Origin of the sequence: Haloferax marinisediminis, from assembly GCF_009674585.1 — an archaeon.
GTDB classification, from domain to species: domain Archaea; phylum Halobacteriota; class Halobacteria; order Halobacteriales; family Haloferacaceae; genus Haloferax; species Haloferax marinisediminis.
Genome location: NZ_WKJP01000001.1, coordinates 1,579,401 through 1,594,114, shown reverse-complemented (window position 1 = coordinate 1,594,114; position 14,714 = coordinate 1,579,401). Strand labels below are relative to the sequence as shown.

The following is a 14,714-nucleotide window of genomic DNA, read 5'->3' as shown; positions in this document are numbered from 1 at the left end:
ATGGGAGACGTCAAACTCGAACACGTAAGCAAGCACTACGACGATGTAACGGCTGTCGACGACATGAACCTCGACATCCAGGACGGCGAATTCATCTGTCTCGTCGGTCCGTCCGGATGCGGGAAGTCGACGACGATGGAGATGATTGCGGGACTGACCATCCCCTCGGAGGGGAAGGTCTTCATCGGTGACCGCGAGGTCACGAACCTCCCGCCGAAGGACCGTGGGGTGGCGATGGTGTTCCAGAACATCGCGCTGTTCCCGCACATGGACGTGTACGACAACATCTCGTTCGGCCTTCGACTCCGTAACTACGACAAAGAAGAAATCGAACGCCGCGTCAACCGTGCTGCAGACGTCGTGCAACTCGAAGGCATGCTCGAGCGCATGCCCGACGAGATGTCCGGTGGACAGCGACAGCGCGTCGCGATCGCCCGTGCAATCGTCCGGAACCCCGGTGTCTTCCTGATGGACGAACCGCTCGCAAACCTCGACGCGAAGCTTCGCGTCCACATGCGGACGGAACTCCAGCGCCTCCACAAGGAACTGGACACGACCATCATCTACGTCACCCACGACCAGGCAGAGGCGATGACGATGTCCGACCGCATCGCAGTCATCGACTCCGGTCAACTCCAGCAGATCGACCCGCCGTTGGTCTGCTACAACGAACCGGCGAACCTGTTCGTCGCTGGCTTCATCGGGTCGCCGTCGATGAACTTCCTCGACGGTGACGTCACGGAATCTGGCTTCGAGTCGACCAACATCGACATCGAATTCGACCCCGCAGACCTCGGTATCGAGGTCGGACGAGAGGTCACGCTGGGTATCCGTCCCGAGGACGTCTACCTCGTCGAAGACGAACATCTCGTGACGAACCCGAGCCACGAGATCGAAGCGATTACGGACGTTCTCGAACCGATGGGTGACGAAATCTTCGTCTACCTGAAACTCGAAGAAGATGCGGAAGCGCACCTCGACGAGGACACCATCGCGATGAACGACCAACTGCTGATGAGTGTCGCACCCGACACCGTCATCGAAGAAGACACGGACGTCTCGGTGGTCCTCGACCGCTCGAGAGTCCACCTCTTCGACACGGAGACGGGTGAGGCAATCAGCCACGGTATCGAAAGCGCCGTCAAAGCGGGTGGGCCAACCGGCACGGAAGCCGAAAGCGACGACTGAAGCCTCGACGCTCCCACACAACGTTTATCCGACCGAGGACGTATCACACATCCATGGTCAACGAACTCGGCTGGTTCTATCTCGGCGGGATGACGATTCTGTTCTTCTTCTGGGCCTACGGCATCGTCTCGTTCCTGCTCGACGTGAAGAACAAGTTCATCCCGAAAGGGCGGCAGTACCTTCGTGGCCGTCGGCGACTCAAAGAAGAAGAACGCCGCGAACAAGAACGGAAAGAGCGCGAAGAGCAACTCTACTGAGACGAACAGTCATCGTCTCAGTCTCAGTCTCAGTCGTCAGTTGGCACTCTTCTCCCGTCCGCTTGCTGTCGGTTCTGGTAAATCAGCCCAAAGAACGTGAAACTTAACACCAGCAGTAGTTAATAATCGATTCATGAGTACAGGTTCATCGGTCCGAGTTGGTATCGTCGGACTCGGAAACATCGGGCACCACCACGCAGACCGCCTCGTCGACATCGGCGCGACCCTCGTTGGCGGCCTCGACATTCAGGCAGACGCACGTCGGCACTTCGCAGAGAAGTACGACGTCAACACGTACGAGGATAAAGACGAACTCTTCGACGAAGTCGACGCCGTCATCATCACGACGCCGAACCGCTTCCACGAGGAGTACGCGGTCGCCGCACTCGACGCTGGCCTCGACGTGCTTCTCGAAAAACCGCTCGCGCACTCGCTCGAATCTGCCGAGCGAATCGCCGATGCAGCAAGACAAGCCGAGGGCTTCTGCATGGTCGGCTTCAACAACCGATTTGCGAACCCTGTCGAAGTCATTCGTCACCACTACGAGGCGGGTCGCCTCGGTGACGTCACTCACGTCGAAGCCAACTACGTTCGACGGCGCGGCATCCCCGGACGTGGCTCGTGGTTTACCTCGAAGGATATCGCCGGCGGTGGCGCTCTCATCGACATCGGTGTCCACGCGATCGACCTCGCGCTCTACTTCCTCGACTTCCCAGACGTCGTCGAAGTCTCCGGCGTAACTCGCTCGGAGTTCGGTGACAGAGACGACTACACGTTCGTCGAGATGTGGGGTGACGACATCGGACCGGAGGCGTTCGACGTCGACGACTCCGCCAGCGCCTTCATCCGAACCGCCGAGGGAACGACCATCTCGCTCGAAGTCGCGTGGGCGACGAACCGCCCGACCAACGACGAGTTCTTCCTCCGCGGAACCGAAGGCGGCGCGCGTTTCGACCGTGCAAGCCACGAACTGCAGTTCTACGACGGTGGCCTCGGTGGGAGCAACCACCTTACCACGGCCAACGTCGAGACACAGACCAACGACACGCACAAGTCCGAACAGAAACTGTTCGTCGAATCGGTCGCCGCTGGCGAACACCCCGGCCGCAACACGGTCGAAGAGGGGCTCGCAGTCCAGCGTGTCATCGACGCCATCTACCGGTCGTCTGAGGAAGGCCACGCGGTCCGCCTCGACGCCGTCGAGACACCACCAGCGAACTGACGACCCAAACAGCGAAACACCCCCACACCCAATTTTCCACTCATGTCTGTCATCGATTCACTGAGACGCCCCGAGCACACCGGTGAGAATCGGTGTCTCCCCTGTACAGCTGTGAATGCCGCGTTCGTCGCCATCGTCGGATTCGCACTCGGCGTTCTGTGGCTTCCTGCGGGATTCGTCGTCCTCGCCATCGGAGCGCTCCTCGTCTACCTCCGTGGCTACGTCGTCCCCGGCACGCCGTCGTTCGCCCCACGACTCGTCGCGGCCGTTGGACTCAGCGGTGTCTTCGAACACGATGACGGCGAACCCCGCCAGTCGGACACACTCGACGCCAACGTCGAACCCGAGGTGATGCTGTCGACGCTCCTCGATGCCGGTGTGCTGGTCGAAGAGCCCGACGGACTGTTCCTCGCGGACGACGCGCGCGAGGAGTGGGAGTCGACGATGGCGACGCTGCGGAAGGCCTCGGACGATGAACTGGCGGAAGCCGTCGCCACCGCGCTCCCGTTCGACGCAGAAGTCGCTCCTGAGTTCGACGGCATCTCCATCGACGGGCCGTCGATGTCCGTCTGGATTTCTCGCCCACAGGCAATCGCCGACGTTGCAACGCTCTACACGGTCGTCGAACGCTCCGTCGACCCCATGGTCGCACTCTCTGCGACCGAACCACTCCGGATGTTCACCGAAGTCTGTCCGAGTTGTGGCGGCGTCGTCGAAGAGACGACGGTGCGCAATTGCTGTGGTGGCACTGCGGGCATCTACGACTCTCCGGAACACGAGGTCCTCGGCTGTGCCGAGTGCGGCGCAGTCGTCTACGAGTTCGGCGACGAATAAGAGACGTCGAAAAACGAACGCAGTCAGCGAGCGATTTGGGGGTTTTCCCCCGCTTCAGTTGAACTGGTCGCGGTCTGGAACTTCGTCGAGCCCGAGCAGAATCTCTTGTCCTTCGATGTCTTCGAGTGCAGCGACGAGGCCACCGACTTCGACGACGCCTTCGTCGGTCTCGATGTGGAGCGAGGCGACTTCTTCGGTGTCTTCGAACGCGGTTTCGATGACACGACCTTCGACGACGATGGCGTCTCCCGTCTCGATGTCGCGACCGGAGACAGAGGCGTAGAAGTCTCCTTCTATCTCGCGGATATCCTTGACGGCACGGCGAATCGAGGCGTAGCGACGCGGGAAGGGGCGACGCTTCCCGTTGGCGACGATAGTCTCGGCAGTGGACCAGAGGACCGTTCCGAAGAACCCGCTGACGAGGAACCCGAGTGCCGAGCGGTTGAAGATGACGCCGTAGCGGTCGCGGTCGTCGCGGAGGGCGTCTTGCGTCGCGTAGATGGAGTACTCACCGTCGGCGACTGCGAGCACCGGCGAGGTGATACCGCGACGGGCGCGAGCGATGGTCGCCACGTCGAGATAGTTGAACTCGTCCGGGTCGGGCGCGCGAGAGGCGGGCGTAATCAAGAGGTCGATGCTGATGCCGCTGTCGACGGCCGCCGCGAGGTCGTCGCGGAAGCGCCGAAGCAGGTCGGGCGTCAGCGACAGGATGAGTTCGTACTCTGCGGACTCGATGATCTCTTCGATGTACCGGAGAATCGTCGACCGCGACTTGACGAGCGAGACTGCTTCGGTGTCACGAGCAGGCGCGGTGTAGCGCGCTTCGAGTTCCTCGATGAGTTCGTCGAGCGACGACTGGACGTTCGAGAACGCGTCTTCGGGGTCGACCGCGACGATTTTCATCGGCCGCGACTCGCGGAGTTCCACGAGGCCACGGTCAGAGAGACTTCGAACCGTGTCGTACACCCGCGGTTGCGGGATGCTCGTTCGGTCTGCGATTTCGCTCGCAGTCAACTGCCCGTGTTCGAGGACGGCCAGATACGCGTCTATCTCGTACTCGCCGAGACTAAAGCGCTCGCCGACGCGCTCCATCGTAAGCCGCAGTTCATCAGCCATGTTCGTGAGGTATACAGGCATCACCTAAGTCATTTACTGATATCCGAGTAGCACCGAATTCCGAAAATAGGTGGTAACGTCTTCACTCCGACATGCCCGCCACCGGTCGGTCTTCTGTGAGTCGGGGGGTCGTTCACTTCGGGTCTTACACCTCGAAAGTGACAACCCTTTTTTCGTCACTCTGCGTTGCGATTTCCATGCACGGAGTCGACGGCGTTGCCGACGCAGTAGTTCGTGTCGGGAGTCTACGCCCGATGGCGGGACGAGAGACCGTCTTCGCTCCACTCCAGTCCGGACTCGTGACGGCACCGGCGTTCGTCCCGGACTACCTGTTGTTCCCCGGCTGGCAGTACGTGGCGGCATTCATCGTTCTCGTCTTGACGGTCGTCGTCTCGAAGTACGCCGTCCGACTGCTGGGCCGCCCAGTGGCGCGGCAGTTCACCCGACAGAGTGTCGCACAGACCGTCCTCCGCATCGTCCGTCTGTCTATCGTCCTCGCCGGAATTGCGTTCGCCGCGAACCTTCTCGGCTTCAAAATCGGGAACATCGTCCTGTCTGTGACGGTGTTTTCGGCCGTCCTCGGTATCGTCCTCGCACCAATCGTCGGGAGTATCATCAACGGTGTGTTCGTCATCGTGGACCAACCCTACGAGATTGGGGACATGATAGAGTTGGACGACGGAACCCGCGGGTTCATCGACGAGATTAATCTGAGCTACACGAAGATGTTCACACTCGACAACACCTTCCTCGTCATCCCGAACGGGAGCATCCGTAACCGCGACGTCATCAACTACTCGGCCGAAGACGAGCGGACGCGGATGACACTCGACGTGCTCGTCACTTACGAGTCGGATTTGGAACGGGCGCGCGAGTTGATAGAAATCGCTGCTCGCGACACCGACCAGGTCATCGAAGGTGGGCCGGACATTCGTGTCGGGAGCGCCCGCTACCCGGCGAAACCGACCGCGTACATCGCCTCCTACGCCGACAACGGCGTCCTCTTGCGACTTCGCTACTGGGCGATGAAACCGTACAAGATGCCACGCATCCAGTCGGACGTACAGACACGTCTGTGGAATCTGCTCGAACAGTCGGATGCGAACGTCGAGTTCGCGTACCCACACACGCACCTCGTCTTCGACGAGACGAGTGGGTCGCTTCAGGTCTCTGGCGACGACGACCGCGTGCGGCACACAGTTGCGTCGCCGCCGTCTGGTCGAGGTGACATGACCGATGCTGACCGTGGCAATGAGTAGGTTTCGCTGAGTACGCTTTGCGCCTCGAACCGTGGGTTGTATCGCGTGCTGACTACGGAGGGGAAAATATCACCAAGTCTCGCTCGAATTACGTCTCGTCCGACTCTCCAAACCGCGAATACGAACTGCGGTGAGTGCTCCGAATCAAGTCCTCGTCAGAAACCTTGAGACCGAGTTCGTCCAACTCCTCACCGATGCGTGTCAGGTCGTCGCCATCGACACCCACAGCTCGAACGAGTACGTTGGCCTCTCCGGTCATTACCTCTTGAACTTCGACGACACCGTCTACATCGGCTGCCGCCTCTGCAAGCGTTCCGCGCGTCGGAATCGGGGCCGTACAGACGATTTGCGTGAACAGCTGATACCCTGCCGTCTCGTAATCGACGTCGGCGTGGTAGCCTCGAACCACACCATCCGCCTCGAGTCGCTGAATCCGATTTCGAATCGTACTCGCAGAGACGTCGAGCGCATCTGCGATGTCGCTCGAAGACGTGTGACGGGCTTCCAGCTGGAGGTGGTACAGAATGCGTCGGTCGAGGTCGTCTAACTCTCGAGTCGCCATTTGGCAATATGTTTTGGATGACCCAGTTAAAAACGTGGCCACAGAAGTGTCGAAACGACATCGCCGCCGTGTGGTTCTGCGTTTTCCACAATAACGTATTTAAATTCTCGGACAATCCGACACATACTCCTGTGTCGAACACAAAGATGTAGCGCTACCACCAATGAACCCAGCCGAGATTGGGATTCGCTTGTTCGCAGGCGTTTTGCTCATCCTCGCAAATGGCTTCTTCGTCGCCATCGAGTTCGCGTTGACACGCGCTCGTCAATTTACCGAAGGCGACTTCGTCGACGGTGACTCGAAACTGGAACGGGCGTGGAAGATGACCAACGACCTCGAACTGTACCTGACGACGTGTCAGGTCGGAATCACCGCGTCGAGTATCGCAGTTGGGATTGTCGCCGAACCGGCACTCGCCGCGATATTCGAGCCTATCTTCGGCGGAACACCGCTCGCGAGAATCGGTGCCGGGGCGCTCATCGCGTACTTCATCATCAACCTCATCCACCTGACCCACGGCGAGCAGACGCCGACGTATCTCGGCGTCGAACGCTCTCGGTTGGTCTGCAGGTACGGAGCAGCCCCTCTCCACTGGTTCTACGTGGCCATCTCCCCACTCATCAAGCTCGGTGACTGGGTCGCAAAGTGGACGCTCCGACTGTTCGGAATCGAGATGTCCGGCGCGTGGCTCGAAGCAGAACAGGACGCTATCGAATCCCGGAGCCAACTGCGAAACCGGTTGAGTTCTCTTCTGGAGCGCGGAGAGATAGAAGGCGAGCGGCACGACGAGGTGTTGAACGCACTGGAGGCGGGGACTATCGAGATTCGGAACGTGATGGTCGCCGAGTCAGATGTCGTGTTCCTCTCGACTGAGGTTTCCATCGAAGAGAATCTCGAACGTGTGTCCGAGACACCACATACCCGCTACCCACTCATCGGGTCCACACCCGAGGAAGTGGTGGGCATCGTCTACGTCCCGCAGGTGGTCGATAAGATGGACGCGTTGCGGGATGGAGACGCGACGTTCGAAGAGATTGCAGCACCGCCGATGACGATGTCGGCAGACACCACCGTCAGCGACGCAATCGACCGCTTCCAGGCCGAACGACAGGAGCTAGCCCTCGTCCTCTCTGACGGGGATGTCGTTGGATTACTCACTGCGACCGACGCGCTCGAAGCGGTCATGGGTGAACTGGAAGACCCCTTAGATTCGAGTACGACGAGTAACCTTTCGGGTAATCAGACAGCAGTAAACTAGAGCCCTGTGACGAACTCACAGTTCGAACACTATCGAGACCGGACCGTTCGGTGTCCGTTCCGCTGACTAGTGGTCGGCGCGGACGGTGATGACCGTCGCGTCGAGTTTCTCCCGGAGGAACATGTCGATGTCCGGGTCGTCGAGGAACCGTCGGAGCATCCGCCGCCAGCGACTCGCTTGCTTCGACCCGATGACGACGATATCGGCCTCTTCGGCGGCCACCTCTTCGAGGATGGTCTCTTCGACGAGGAATCCTTTCCGGACGACGTACCGTGCGCGTGTGAGTGGACCAAACTCGCGCTCGACCGCACGCTTGAGGTCGGTCCGCGTGACACCGCGATTCGACTGGTAGAGGTCGACGTGGAGGACCGTCAACTCCGCGTCGCGTTCCCTCGCGATGCGGACTGCCTCTTCGAGCGTCGCCCGCGAGTGTCTGGAGAGCGGATACCGAACCGGGACCACGACCCGTGTCATATTCGCCACCCACTCACTGGGTGTGCGTCAACCTTTCCCTCTTGGACGGAGTGGCCGGCGTCACAGTAGTCACGGGACATCGGTCAGTCCTCCGCTGCTGCGGTGGACCGACGCTCGATTCGTCCCTCCACCGCTGCGTCGAAGCCGACTTCGCGGGCGTACCGTGCGAGTGCCTCGTGTTGAATCTCGAACTCGCCGGCGCGGTGGGCCTGCGTGAGCGCTGGGAACTCCTGTGTGCTGTGGAGCACGTAGTCGCTGGTGGCGAGCGTATACGTCGCCTCTGGGTCGATTGGCTCACCTGCAACTGTCGCCTCGACGACTTCGTCGCGGTCGTCGTCCCAGACGAGTCGAGCACCGCTGACGTGTGCGTGCCACCAGTCGGGTTTCCCGAACCCCATCGTAGCACCACGGGCAGCGTTGAACACCGCGAGGAGTTCCGTTCCGGTCACCTCGGCGACGACGATGTGCTCTTCGAAGGGAACGAGACTCACCAGGTCTGCGTGTGTTATCTCGGGGCCAACGGGTGGACCAGAGCGGATTCCACCGCTGTTTTGCAGGCCAACGTCGGCGCCGGTGGCCCACCGATAGGCGTCGGCGATGGCGTTGCCGACACGGCACTCGCCGGCGGCCACTGTCTCTTCAGAGCGGTCCATCGGGCGGTCGATTCGGCAGAGGACCTCGTCCAGTCCAGCGGCGTCGACACGCCCGTTGAGCGCCGCGACGAACGACTCGTCCGGTCGGTACTCGGCGGTCCGATGTCGGACCGTCTCGATTCGCTCTGCGTCGATTCGCACCTCCCAGACGACGTGGCCGTTGGCACCGGGTCGAACGATTGGGACACCGTCGACCACGTCGTCGCGTTCGGCGTGGACGTGGCCGCCGAGGACGAGGTCGACGTCGCACCGGCGGACGAGGTCGTCGTCTCCGCTTCCGAGGTGTGAGAGTGCGACGACCACGTCGGCACCGTTCTCGCGGAGCGCGGTGATGGCCTCGTTCGCTGCCTCGTACGGGTCGTCGAACGTGAGTCCGACCGCCTCGGGGTTGATGGACCCCGTCGCGGGGTCGGTGACACCGAAAAAACCGAGTGTCATCCCGTCTACGTCCCGGGTCGTCCACGGGACCGCGCCTTCGGCGGCGGCGAATCGCTCGCCCGCCTCGTCACGGACGTTGCTGGAGACCCAAGTGGGACGACTCGCGGCGACGAGTTCTCGGGTTCGAGTCGCACCGTAGTCGAAGTCGTGGTTGCCGAACGTCTCGAGGTCGGCGTCGACGGCGTCGTAGAAATCGAGTGCCTGTCCGCCGCGTTCGACGAGCGACAGGACGCCCGGAGAGGTGTTGTCGCCCGTTCCGACGACCACCGTGTCGTCGTCGTCGAGGACGGTGACGCAACCGGCGAGACGGCCCGCACGTTCGGGGTCGTCGAAGACGTTCTCGATATCAGAGTAGTGGAGGAGCCGAGGCATTCGCTTCTCGAATGTGGGGGCGCGGTCGAACAAGAAGCCGTCGGGACAGGTCGCAACGCGGGACTGGGCCGGAGTGTCCGCCGACCCGGCTCTCGACGTCCCTCTCGGTGTGGCCGATTACTCGTCTGCTTTGGCCTGCAGTTCGAATGCGACTTCGACTTCTGCTTGGTACTCTCGGGTCTCGACGGACGCCAGTTCTACCCCGAGTTCTTTCACTTCGACCCACTTGACACCGGCGAGCGTCTCCTCTGCTCGGTCGATTGCGTCGTCGACTGCTGCGTCGAAACTCTCGTTACTCCGACCGATGAGGGTGATTTTCTTGAACACCATCTCGGCAGACTATTCGTCGTACTATCACAAATAATCGTCCCCGATGTGTCACGATACGGCATCCCGATTTTCGTGAGTGGCGAGCGACGACGCAGACTCACCCGACTGTCGAGCGTGCAGCGACCGAGACGAGTCGCGTCCGCGTCACGCCGTGTTGTCCAGTCGGGACCGAATAGCACCGACTACGTCGGTCAGGTGTGCCGTTCCCCAGATGGCGACTATCAGTCCACCGACCGTGTCGAACACGAGGTCCAGGAGCGTATCTTCGAGGCCGTACTGGGTCAACACCGACCCCGTGCCGGCGAGGGCGGCGACCCGCGAGATTGCGAACTCGATGACCTCCCAGAAGACGCCGAACGCGAGGACGAACAGCAAGATGAAGACGAACATGAACCGACCGGGGAGGAAGATTGCACTGGTGTGCTGGTCGACTGCCCGAATCGTCGCGTACCCTGCGGCAGCGACGACAGACGACGAGAGTGCGTGCGTGAGGTGGTCCCACCACCAGACACCGGCGTAGAAGCTCGTCTCGGAGCCGGGGATGCCGACCGTTCCGAGTGCGTGGAGAAACGCTGCAGCGGATATCCAGAGCGTCAACCCGGCGTCCATCGGGATTCGGTAGTCGCGTTCGAGTATCGCCGGCAGGTAGGTCACACCGAGGCCGACCGACGCGTTCACGACGATTCCGAGGTTTCTGCGGTCGAGGCCGATGAAGATGAGGCCGATGAGAATCAGTTGCATCGCTCGCGCGAGTTGTTGTTGGCGACGTGCGCCGATGCGCAGGCGAGCGCGGATTTTCATCGAGACCCACCTCCCTTCGGGTCGACAATCTCCGCTGCTTCGACCACCTCGGTGGGGAGGCGCTGTTTTGGCTCAGCACGACGGCGGAAGTAGTACTCGAATACGAGACCCGCCACGAGGCCGGCGACCGTTGCGGCCACGAAGTCCCACATCAGTGCCGTCTCGATGACCTCCTCTGGCCGGCCGTTCAACAGGAGGCGCGTCCCGAGATAGAGGTCTGACAACCACTGGACGACGGCCCAGACCCCAGCGGCGGCCATCGTGGCGATGACGACGAAGAAGACGGCGAACGAGTGGTTCATCCGAACGGGCGTGAACACGTCCAACTCCACGGCGATGATGAGCGCGACTGCGGCGACTGCCAGATACGTCGAGACACGTCCCGAGAACGTCAGCCCGCCGATCGTTTGCCCTCGAACGAGCACGCGAGCGACGAGCGGGAAGGACGCGAGTGCGACGACTTCCCACGGGAGCATCGCCTGTGCGTCGCGGAACGCGAGTGCCGGAACGACAGTCAAGATGGCGACGATTCCGGCGAACCCACCCCAGACGAGGTCTCCGTTCGCAACGACGCTGCCGGTAGCGACGGCAGCGAGGAATCCAACGAATAGCCACGCGAGGGCCGCATTGAGCCGTTTACTACGAACGAATCGACGGAGCCCCGACTGCGTGGTCTGCGGCATACCCACCCGTTAGGGATGGGTTGAGAAAACGTTTGGGCGCGAGTCTACGTGTTCGCGCCGCGGACGACTTCGTAGTCGTCCCCACCACTGTTCGACACACCAATAATGGCCCACTCGTACGGGAGGTCGACACCGAGAAGTCGCTCTTTGAGCGTCTCGATGTGGTCGTCCCACGTCACGAAGCAGCGAAGACGATAGCCTGTGTCGTCGCCGCCGTCTGTAAGTACCGGTCGGCACTCAGACGCTTCTCGCGAACTCAGTGCGGTCACTTGGACCGTACGCCACTTGTGTTCGGCTAGCATTTGGGTTCCGTCCCCCGAGACGGTGTACCCCAGCCGGCCGAATATCGACCGAGCCTCCTGAACAGGGGGCATCGAAGCCTGGGCCATGCAACTCTATCTACACTAGCTCTCGTGATAAAGCTTGCCACGGTAACCAGTACCACTCGAAACTGAATGTGTGTTCGAAGTGAGTTCTCTACTCGTGAGCGGCGTCCCACTCGTCGGGTTTTCGGACGTTTCCACACTCGTTGCACTCGATGCGACCCATCGTGTCCATCGCAGTGTTGAACGAGTCACAGTTGCCACAGAGGTAGCCCCATCGGTTCTCGGCGTCGTCAGTGGCGTACACGACGTAAAACGGTCCTTTCGACCCGCGTTCGACCTCGTCGCGGGCGACGTAGACGGTCTTTCCACTGGCGACTGTCTGTGATTGTAAGTCGGTCATGTACCTCGATTCGCGGGCGAGTGGCTTAAGAAGTCGGGCCCTACGTCCGGAAGGACTCACCACATCCGCAACTACTCGTCGCGTTCGGGTTCTCGACGTGGAAGCCTGCGCCTTGCAGGCCACCTTCGAACGCGAGCGTGGACCCGCCGATGTAGTTGATACTCGCAGGGTCGACGAACACACGAAGCCCGTGTTGTTCGACGACCGTGTCGTCGTCTTCCGGTTCTGTATCGAATCGCATCCCGTAGGAGAGGCCAGCACACCCACCCTGTTGGACGAACAGGCGGAGACCGGCAACGTCGGTGTCCATCGACTCTCCTTCGAGGAGCGAGATGGCTTCCTCCGCGGCAGCGGGCGTGACCGTAACAGCCCCGTCGCCGCTTCCGGTCGCGGATTCTGTGCTCATACTACCCGATATACTGTGGGAACGGTTAACTGTGGCGCCGGGAGCAAGGTGTGTTTGTCCCGGTACGACGTCCCTACTCGTGGAAGTGACTCACTACTCGTCGAATCGCTCGCGGACGCTCTGTGCGTGTGCGTCCAGTCCCTCCGCTTCTGCGAGCGTCGTGATGGTCTCCGAGAGGTCCGAGAGGGCGTCGCGGTCGAGTCGCTGGACGGTCGTCGAACGGACGAAGTGGTCGACCGAGAGGCCACCCTGTCGCTTCGCGCCCGCGCCAGTCGGGAGAACGTGGTTCGTGCCGGAGGCGTAGTCACCGGCTGCGACGGGTGTGTACGGACCGAGGAAGACGCTCCCTGCCGAGTCGATGCGGTCGAGCAGCGCTTCGTCGTCGTCGGCCTGAATCGACAGGTGCTCTGCGGCGTACTCCTCGGCGAAGAGAACTGCCTCGGACATCGACCGTGCGAGGAGCACACCCGACGCGTCGTTTTCGAGTGCCGCTTCGATGGTCTCTGTGCGCTCGCGCTCGGCGGCCTGTCGTTCGACTTCGGCGACGATGGCGTCTGCGAGGTCCGCGTCGTCGGTGACGGCGACGACGGAGGCGTTCGGGTCGTGTTCGGCCTGTGCGACGAGGTCGGCCGCGACGAATCGCGGGTCTGCCGTCTCGTCGGCGACGACGAGAATCTCCGAGGGACCAGCGAGGAAGTCGATATCCACGTCACCGCGGACTTCGGCCTTCGCGGCGGTCACCCACTTGTTTCCGGGGCCGACGATTTTCTGGACGGCTTTGACCGTCTCGGTTCCGTAGGCGAGGGCGGCGATTCCCTGTGCGCCGCCGACGGAGTACACCGCATCGGCACCGGCGACGTGCATCGCGGCCAGCGTGACGGGGTTCATCGGGTCGGCAGGCGGCGTGGCGACGGCCACGTGTTCGACGCCAGCGACCTTCGCGGGGATGACGCCCATGAGGACGCTCGAGGGGTACGCGGCGGTTCCACCGGGTGCGTAGACGCCGACGCGGTCGAGCGGTCGGTAGCGACGCCCGAGTTCTCTCCCGTCGAAGTCTTCGCGCCAGTCTTCGGGGACCTGTCGCTCGTGGAACTCGCGGATGTTCGCCGCAGCAGTCTCGATTGCCTCGCGGACGTCGTCGTCGATTTCGTCGTAGGCGCGTTCTGCCGCGTCACTCACGTCGATGTTCCCCACTTCGACGCCGTCGAACTCGCGGGAGTACTCTCGGAGTGCGACGTCGCCTTCTCTGTGGACTCGTTCGACGATGTCGCGCACGTCGGACCGTACCTCGGCGACGCCAGCGTCGCGCTCGAAGAAGGCGCGTCGGGCGTCCGGGCCGAGACCGGCCAGTTCGCGAACCTCGATGTTCATACCCGGCGTTCGGTGTCGGCGTGAAAAGTCGTTGCGGATGCGGTGGTCGGCCTGTGTCTCGTTCGCATGCGATGGTCGACTCTCACGAATTGCAGCGGGTGCGACGCTCGGGCCCTCGCCCTGTTCGAACACGTATCAGATGCCAAGAAAATATGCTGCGGTCTACTATGTGTGTCGTCGACTATCATACCACTGTGATGCCATAAAGTGCTAGTTAACTAACCCTAGACTGGTCGTAACAAAACTGTCACATCGTGAATTTTCTCGTGGAGGTCTCACAGATGACTGCACGAGAAAACGAAGCCCTCGCACGACGGTTCGTCGAGGAGGTATGGAACGGCCACGACATGGACGCGATAGATGAACTGTTCAGTCCCGACTACGTCGGCCACTGGTTCGACATGACCGGGGCGGACGTCGACAGAGATGGGCTGAAGTTGTTCATCCAGAACGTCTTGACGGGGTTCCCGGACTACGAGATGGATATCGAATATATCCACGCGGACGACGAGATCGTGACGCTCGGATTCTGCGGCGGCGGGACCCACGAAGGAGAGTTCTACGGAATCCCGCCGACGGGGAACGCGCCGACTGACGACGAGAAGACTCCCGGCATCATGTCGATGCGGGTGACGGACGGACAGATCGTCGAAGGCTGGGCGACGTGGGACTCACTGGGACTGCTCCAGAGAATCGGCGTTCTGCCTGAAGACCCGACTGGAATCGCGTCCGCCGACGACTGAACGAATCGCAGACCGAACCCC

General features: G+C 61.5%; 18 protein-coding genes. 7 read left to right on the top strand and 11 right to left on the bottom strand.

The window, feature by feature from the left end; all coding sequences use genetic code 11:
- The 4 genes from GJR98_RS08285 to GJR98_RS08270 all read left to right on the top strand — a co-directional run bounded on the left by GJR98_RS08285 (position 1) and on the right by GJR98_RS08270 (position 3,501).
- Entirely contained in the window at positions 1–1,188 is a 1,188-nt protein-coding gene (locus GJR98_RS08285) for an ABC transporter ATP-binding protein (protein ID WP_151137256.1), read from the top strand.
- Between the two features lie 53 nt (positions 1,189–1,241).
- The gene (locus GJR98_RS08280) at positions 1,242–1,445 is read left to right on the top strand and encodes a hypothetical protein (RefSeq protein WP_151137255.1); all 204 of its coding nucleotides are present in this window, start codon (positions 1,242–1,244) and stop codon (positions 1,443–1,445) included.
- Between the two features lie 133 nt (positions 1,446–1,578).
- Positions 1,579–2,667 (top strand): Gfo/Idh/MocA family protein, encoded by a 1,089-nt coding sequence (locus tag GJR98_RS08275; RefSeq protein ID WP_151137253.1) that lies wholly within the window; start codon positions 1,579–1,581, stop codon positions 2,665–2,667.
- Positions 2,668–2,709: 42 nt separating this feature from the next.
- Complete coding sequence (locus GJR98_RS08270) at positions 2,710–3,501, top strand: hypothetical protein (protein WP_151137251.1); 792 nt, start codon at positions 2,710–2,712, stop codon at positions 3,499–3,501.
- Positions 3,502–3,555: 54 nt separating this feature from the next.
- On the opposite strand, the gene trmB is transcribed toward GJR98_RS08270, so the two are convergent.
- The gene (trmB, locus tag GJR98_RS08265) at positions 3,556–4,617 is read right to left on the bottom strand and encodes an HTH-type sugar sensing transcriptional regulator TrmB (protein WP_151137249.1); all 1,062 of its coding nucleotides are present in this window, start codon (positions 4,615–4,617) and stop codon (positions 3,556–3,558) included.
- A gap of 197 nt (positions 4,618–4,814) precedes the next feature.
- Between trmB and GJR98_RS08260 the strand changes: the two genes are divergently transcribed.
- Positions 4,815–5,876, top strand: coding sequence for a mechanosensitive ion channel family protein (locus tag GJR98_RS08260; protein ID WP_151137247.1), 1,062 nt, complete (start codon positions 4,815–4,817; stop codon positions 5,874–5,876).
- An 88-nt stretch (positions 5,877–5,964) separates the two neighbouring features.
- Here the strand turns inward: GJR98_RS08260 and GJR98_RS08255 are convergent, their stop codons facing one another.
- Positions 5,965–6,438 (bottom strand): Lrp/AsnC family transcriptional regulator, encoded by a 474-nt coding sequence (locus tag GJR98_RS08255; protein WP_151137245.1) that lies wholly within the window; start codon positions 6,436–6,438, stop codon positions 5,965–5,967.
- 163 nt (positions 6,439–6,601) lie between these two features.
- Here GJR98_RS08255 and GJR98_RS08250 point away from each other — a divergent pair, with 163 nt between their 5' ends.
- Positions 6,602–7,696, top strand: coding sequence for a CNNM domain-containing protein (locus GJR98_RS08250; protein WP_151137243.1), 1,095 nt, complete (start codon positions 6,602–6,604; stop codon positions 7,694–7,696).
- A 66-nt stretch (positions 7,697–7,762) separates the two neighbouring features.
- Here the strand turns inward: GJR98_RS08250 and GJR98_RS08245 are convergent, their stop codons facing one another.
- The 9 genes from GJR98_RS08245 to hisD all read right to left on the bottom strand — a co-directional run bounded on the left by GJR98_RS08245 (position 7,763) and on the right by hisD (position 13,944).
- Positions 7,763–8,170: a universal stress protein gene (locus GJR98_RS08245; protein WP_151137241.1), complete on the bottom strand. Its 408-nt coding sequence runs from the start codon at positions 8,168–8,170 to the stop codon at positions 7,763–7,765.
- A gap of 83 nt (positions 8,171–8,253) precedes the next feature.
- Complete coding sequence (locus GJR98_RS08240) at positions 8,254–9,633, bottom strand: bifunctional metallophosphatase/5'-nucleotidase (RefSeq protein ID WP_151137239.1); 1,380 nt, start codon at positions 9,631–9,633, stop codon at positions 8,254–8,256.
- A gap of 117 nt (positions 9,634–9,750) precedes the next feature.
- Entirely contained in the window at positions 9,751–9,963 is a 213-nt protein-coding gene (locus GJR98_RS08235; protein WP_151137237.1) for a dodecin, read from the bottom strand.
- A gap of 144 nt (positions 9,964–10,107) precedes the next feature.
- The gene (locus GJR98_RS08230) at positions 10,108–10,764 is read right to left on the bottom strand and encodes a hypothetical protein (protein WP_151137235.1); all 657 of its coding nucleotides are present in this window, start codon (positions 10,762–10,764) and stop codon (positions 10,108–10,110) included.
- On the bottom strand, positions 10,761–11,447 hold the full coding sequence (locus GJR98_RS08225) for a hypothetical protein (protein WP_151137233.1): 687 nt from the start codon (positions 11,445–11,447) through the stop codon (positions 10,761–10,763). The genes GJR98_RS08230 and GJR98_RS08225 overlap by 4 nt, the downstream gene beginning before the upstream one ends.
- 44 nt (positions 11,448–11,491) lie before the next feature.
- Positions 11,492–11,836 (bottom strand): DUF7116 family protein, encoded by a 345-nt coding sequence (locus tag GJR98_RS08220; RefSeq protein WP_151137231.1) that lies wholly within the window; start codon positions 11,834–11,836, stop codon positions 11,492–11,494.
- A gap of 88 nt (positions 11,837–11,924) precedes the next feature.
- Positions 11,925–12,173, bottom strand: a complete 249-nt coding sequence (locus GJR98_RS08215; protein ID WP_151137229.1) for a DUF5816 domain-containing protein — start codon at positions 12,171–12,173, stop codon at positions 11,925–11,927.
- A gap of 40 nt (positions 12,174–12,213) precedes the next feature.
- Positions 12,214–12,579: a HesB/IscA family protein gene (locus tag GJR98_RS08210; protein ID WP_151137227.1), complete on the bottom strand. Its 366-nt coding sequence runs from the start codon at positions 12,577–12,579 to the stop codon at positions 12,214–12,216.
- Between the two features lie 93 nt (positions 12,580–12,672).
- Positions 12,673–13,944, bottom strand: coding sequence for a histidinol dehydrogenase (hisD, locus tag GJR98_RS08205; protein WP_191965482.1), 1,272 nt, complete (start codon positions 13,942–13,944; stop codon positions 12,673–12,675).
- 287 nt (positions 13,945–14,231) lie between these two features.
- Between hisD and GJR98_RS08200 the strand changes: the two genes are divergently transcribed.
- Positions 14,232–14,693: an ester cyclase gene (locus GJR98_RS08200; protein WP_151137223.1), complete on the top strand. Its 462-nt coding sequence runs from the start codon at positions 14,232–14,234 to the stop codon at positions 14,691–14,693.
- Positions 14,694–14,714: the final 21 nt, after the last annotated feature.

Coding starts and splice junctions, on each gene's coding strand:
- GJR98_RS08285 (WP_151137256.1), top strand. CDS start 1: ATGGGAGACGTCAAACTCGAACACGTAAGCAAGCACTACGACGATGTA.
- GJR98_RS08280 (WP_151137255.1), top strand. CDS start 1,242: ATGGTCAACGAACTCGGCTGGTTCTATCTCGGCGGGATGACGATTCTG.
- GJR98_RS08275 (WP_151137253.1), top strand. CDS start 1,579: ATGAGTACAGGTTCATCGGTCCGAGTTGGTATCGTCGGACTCGGAAAC.
- GJR98_RS08270 (WP_151137251.1), top strand. CDS start 2,710: ATGTCTGTCATCGATTCACTGAGACGCCCCGAGCACACCGGTGAGAAT.
- trmB (WP_151137249.1), bottom strand. CDS start 4,617: ATGGCTGATGAACTGCGGCTTACGATGGAGCGCGTCGGCGAGCGCTTT.
- GJR98_RS08260 (WP_151137247.1), top strand. CDS start 4,815: ATGCACGGAGTCGACGGCGTTGCCGACGCAGTAGTTCGTGTCGGGAGT.
- GJR98_RS08255 (WP_151137245.1), bottom strand. CDS start 6,438: ATGGCGACTCGAGAGTTAGACGACCTCGACCGACGCATTCTGTACCAC.
- GJR98_RS08250 (WP_151137243.1), top strand. CDS start 6,602: ATGAACCCAGCCGAGATTGGGATTCGCTTGTTCGCAGGCGTTTTGCTC.
- GJR98_RS08245 (WP_151137241.1), bottom strand. CDS start 8,170: ATGACACGGGTCGTGGTCCCGGTTCGGTATCCGCTCTCCAGACACTCG.
- GJR98_RS08240 (WP_151137239.1), bottom strand. CDS start 9,633: ATGCCTCGGCTCCTCCACTACTCTGATATCGAGAACGTCTTCGACGAC.
- GJR98_RS08235 (WP_151137237.1), bottom strand. CDS start 9,963: ATGGTGTTCAAGAAAATCACCCTCATCGGTCGGAGTAACGAGAGTTTC.
- GJR98_RS08230 (WP_151137235.1), bottom strand. CDS start 10,764: ATGAAAATCCGCGCTCGCCTGCGCATCGGCGCACGTCGCCAACAACAA.
- GJR98_RS08225 (WP_151137233.1), bottom strand. CDS start 11,447: ATGCCGCAGACCACGCAGTCGGGGCTCCGTCGATTCGTTCGTAGTAAA.
- GJR98_RS08220 (WP_151137231.1), bottom strand. CDS start 11,836: ATGGCCCAGGCTTCGATGCCCCCTGTTCAGGAGGCTCGGTCGATATTC.
- GJR98_RS08215 (WP_151137229.1), bottom strand. CDS start 12,173: ATGACCGACTTACAATCACAGACAGTCGCCAGTGGAAAGACCGTCTAC.
- GJR98_RS08210 (WP_151137227.1), bottom strand. CDS start 12,579: ATGAGCACAGAATCCGCGACCGGAAGCGGCGACGGGGCTGTTACGGTC.
- GJR98_RS08200 (WP_151137223.1), top strand. CDS start 14,232: ATGACTGCACGAGAAAACGAAGCCCTCGCACGACGGTTCGTCGAGGAG.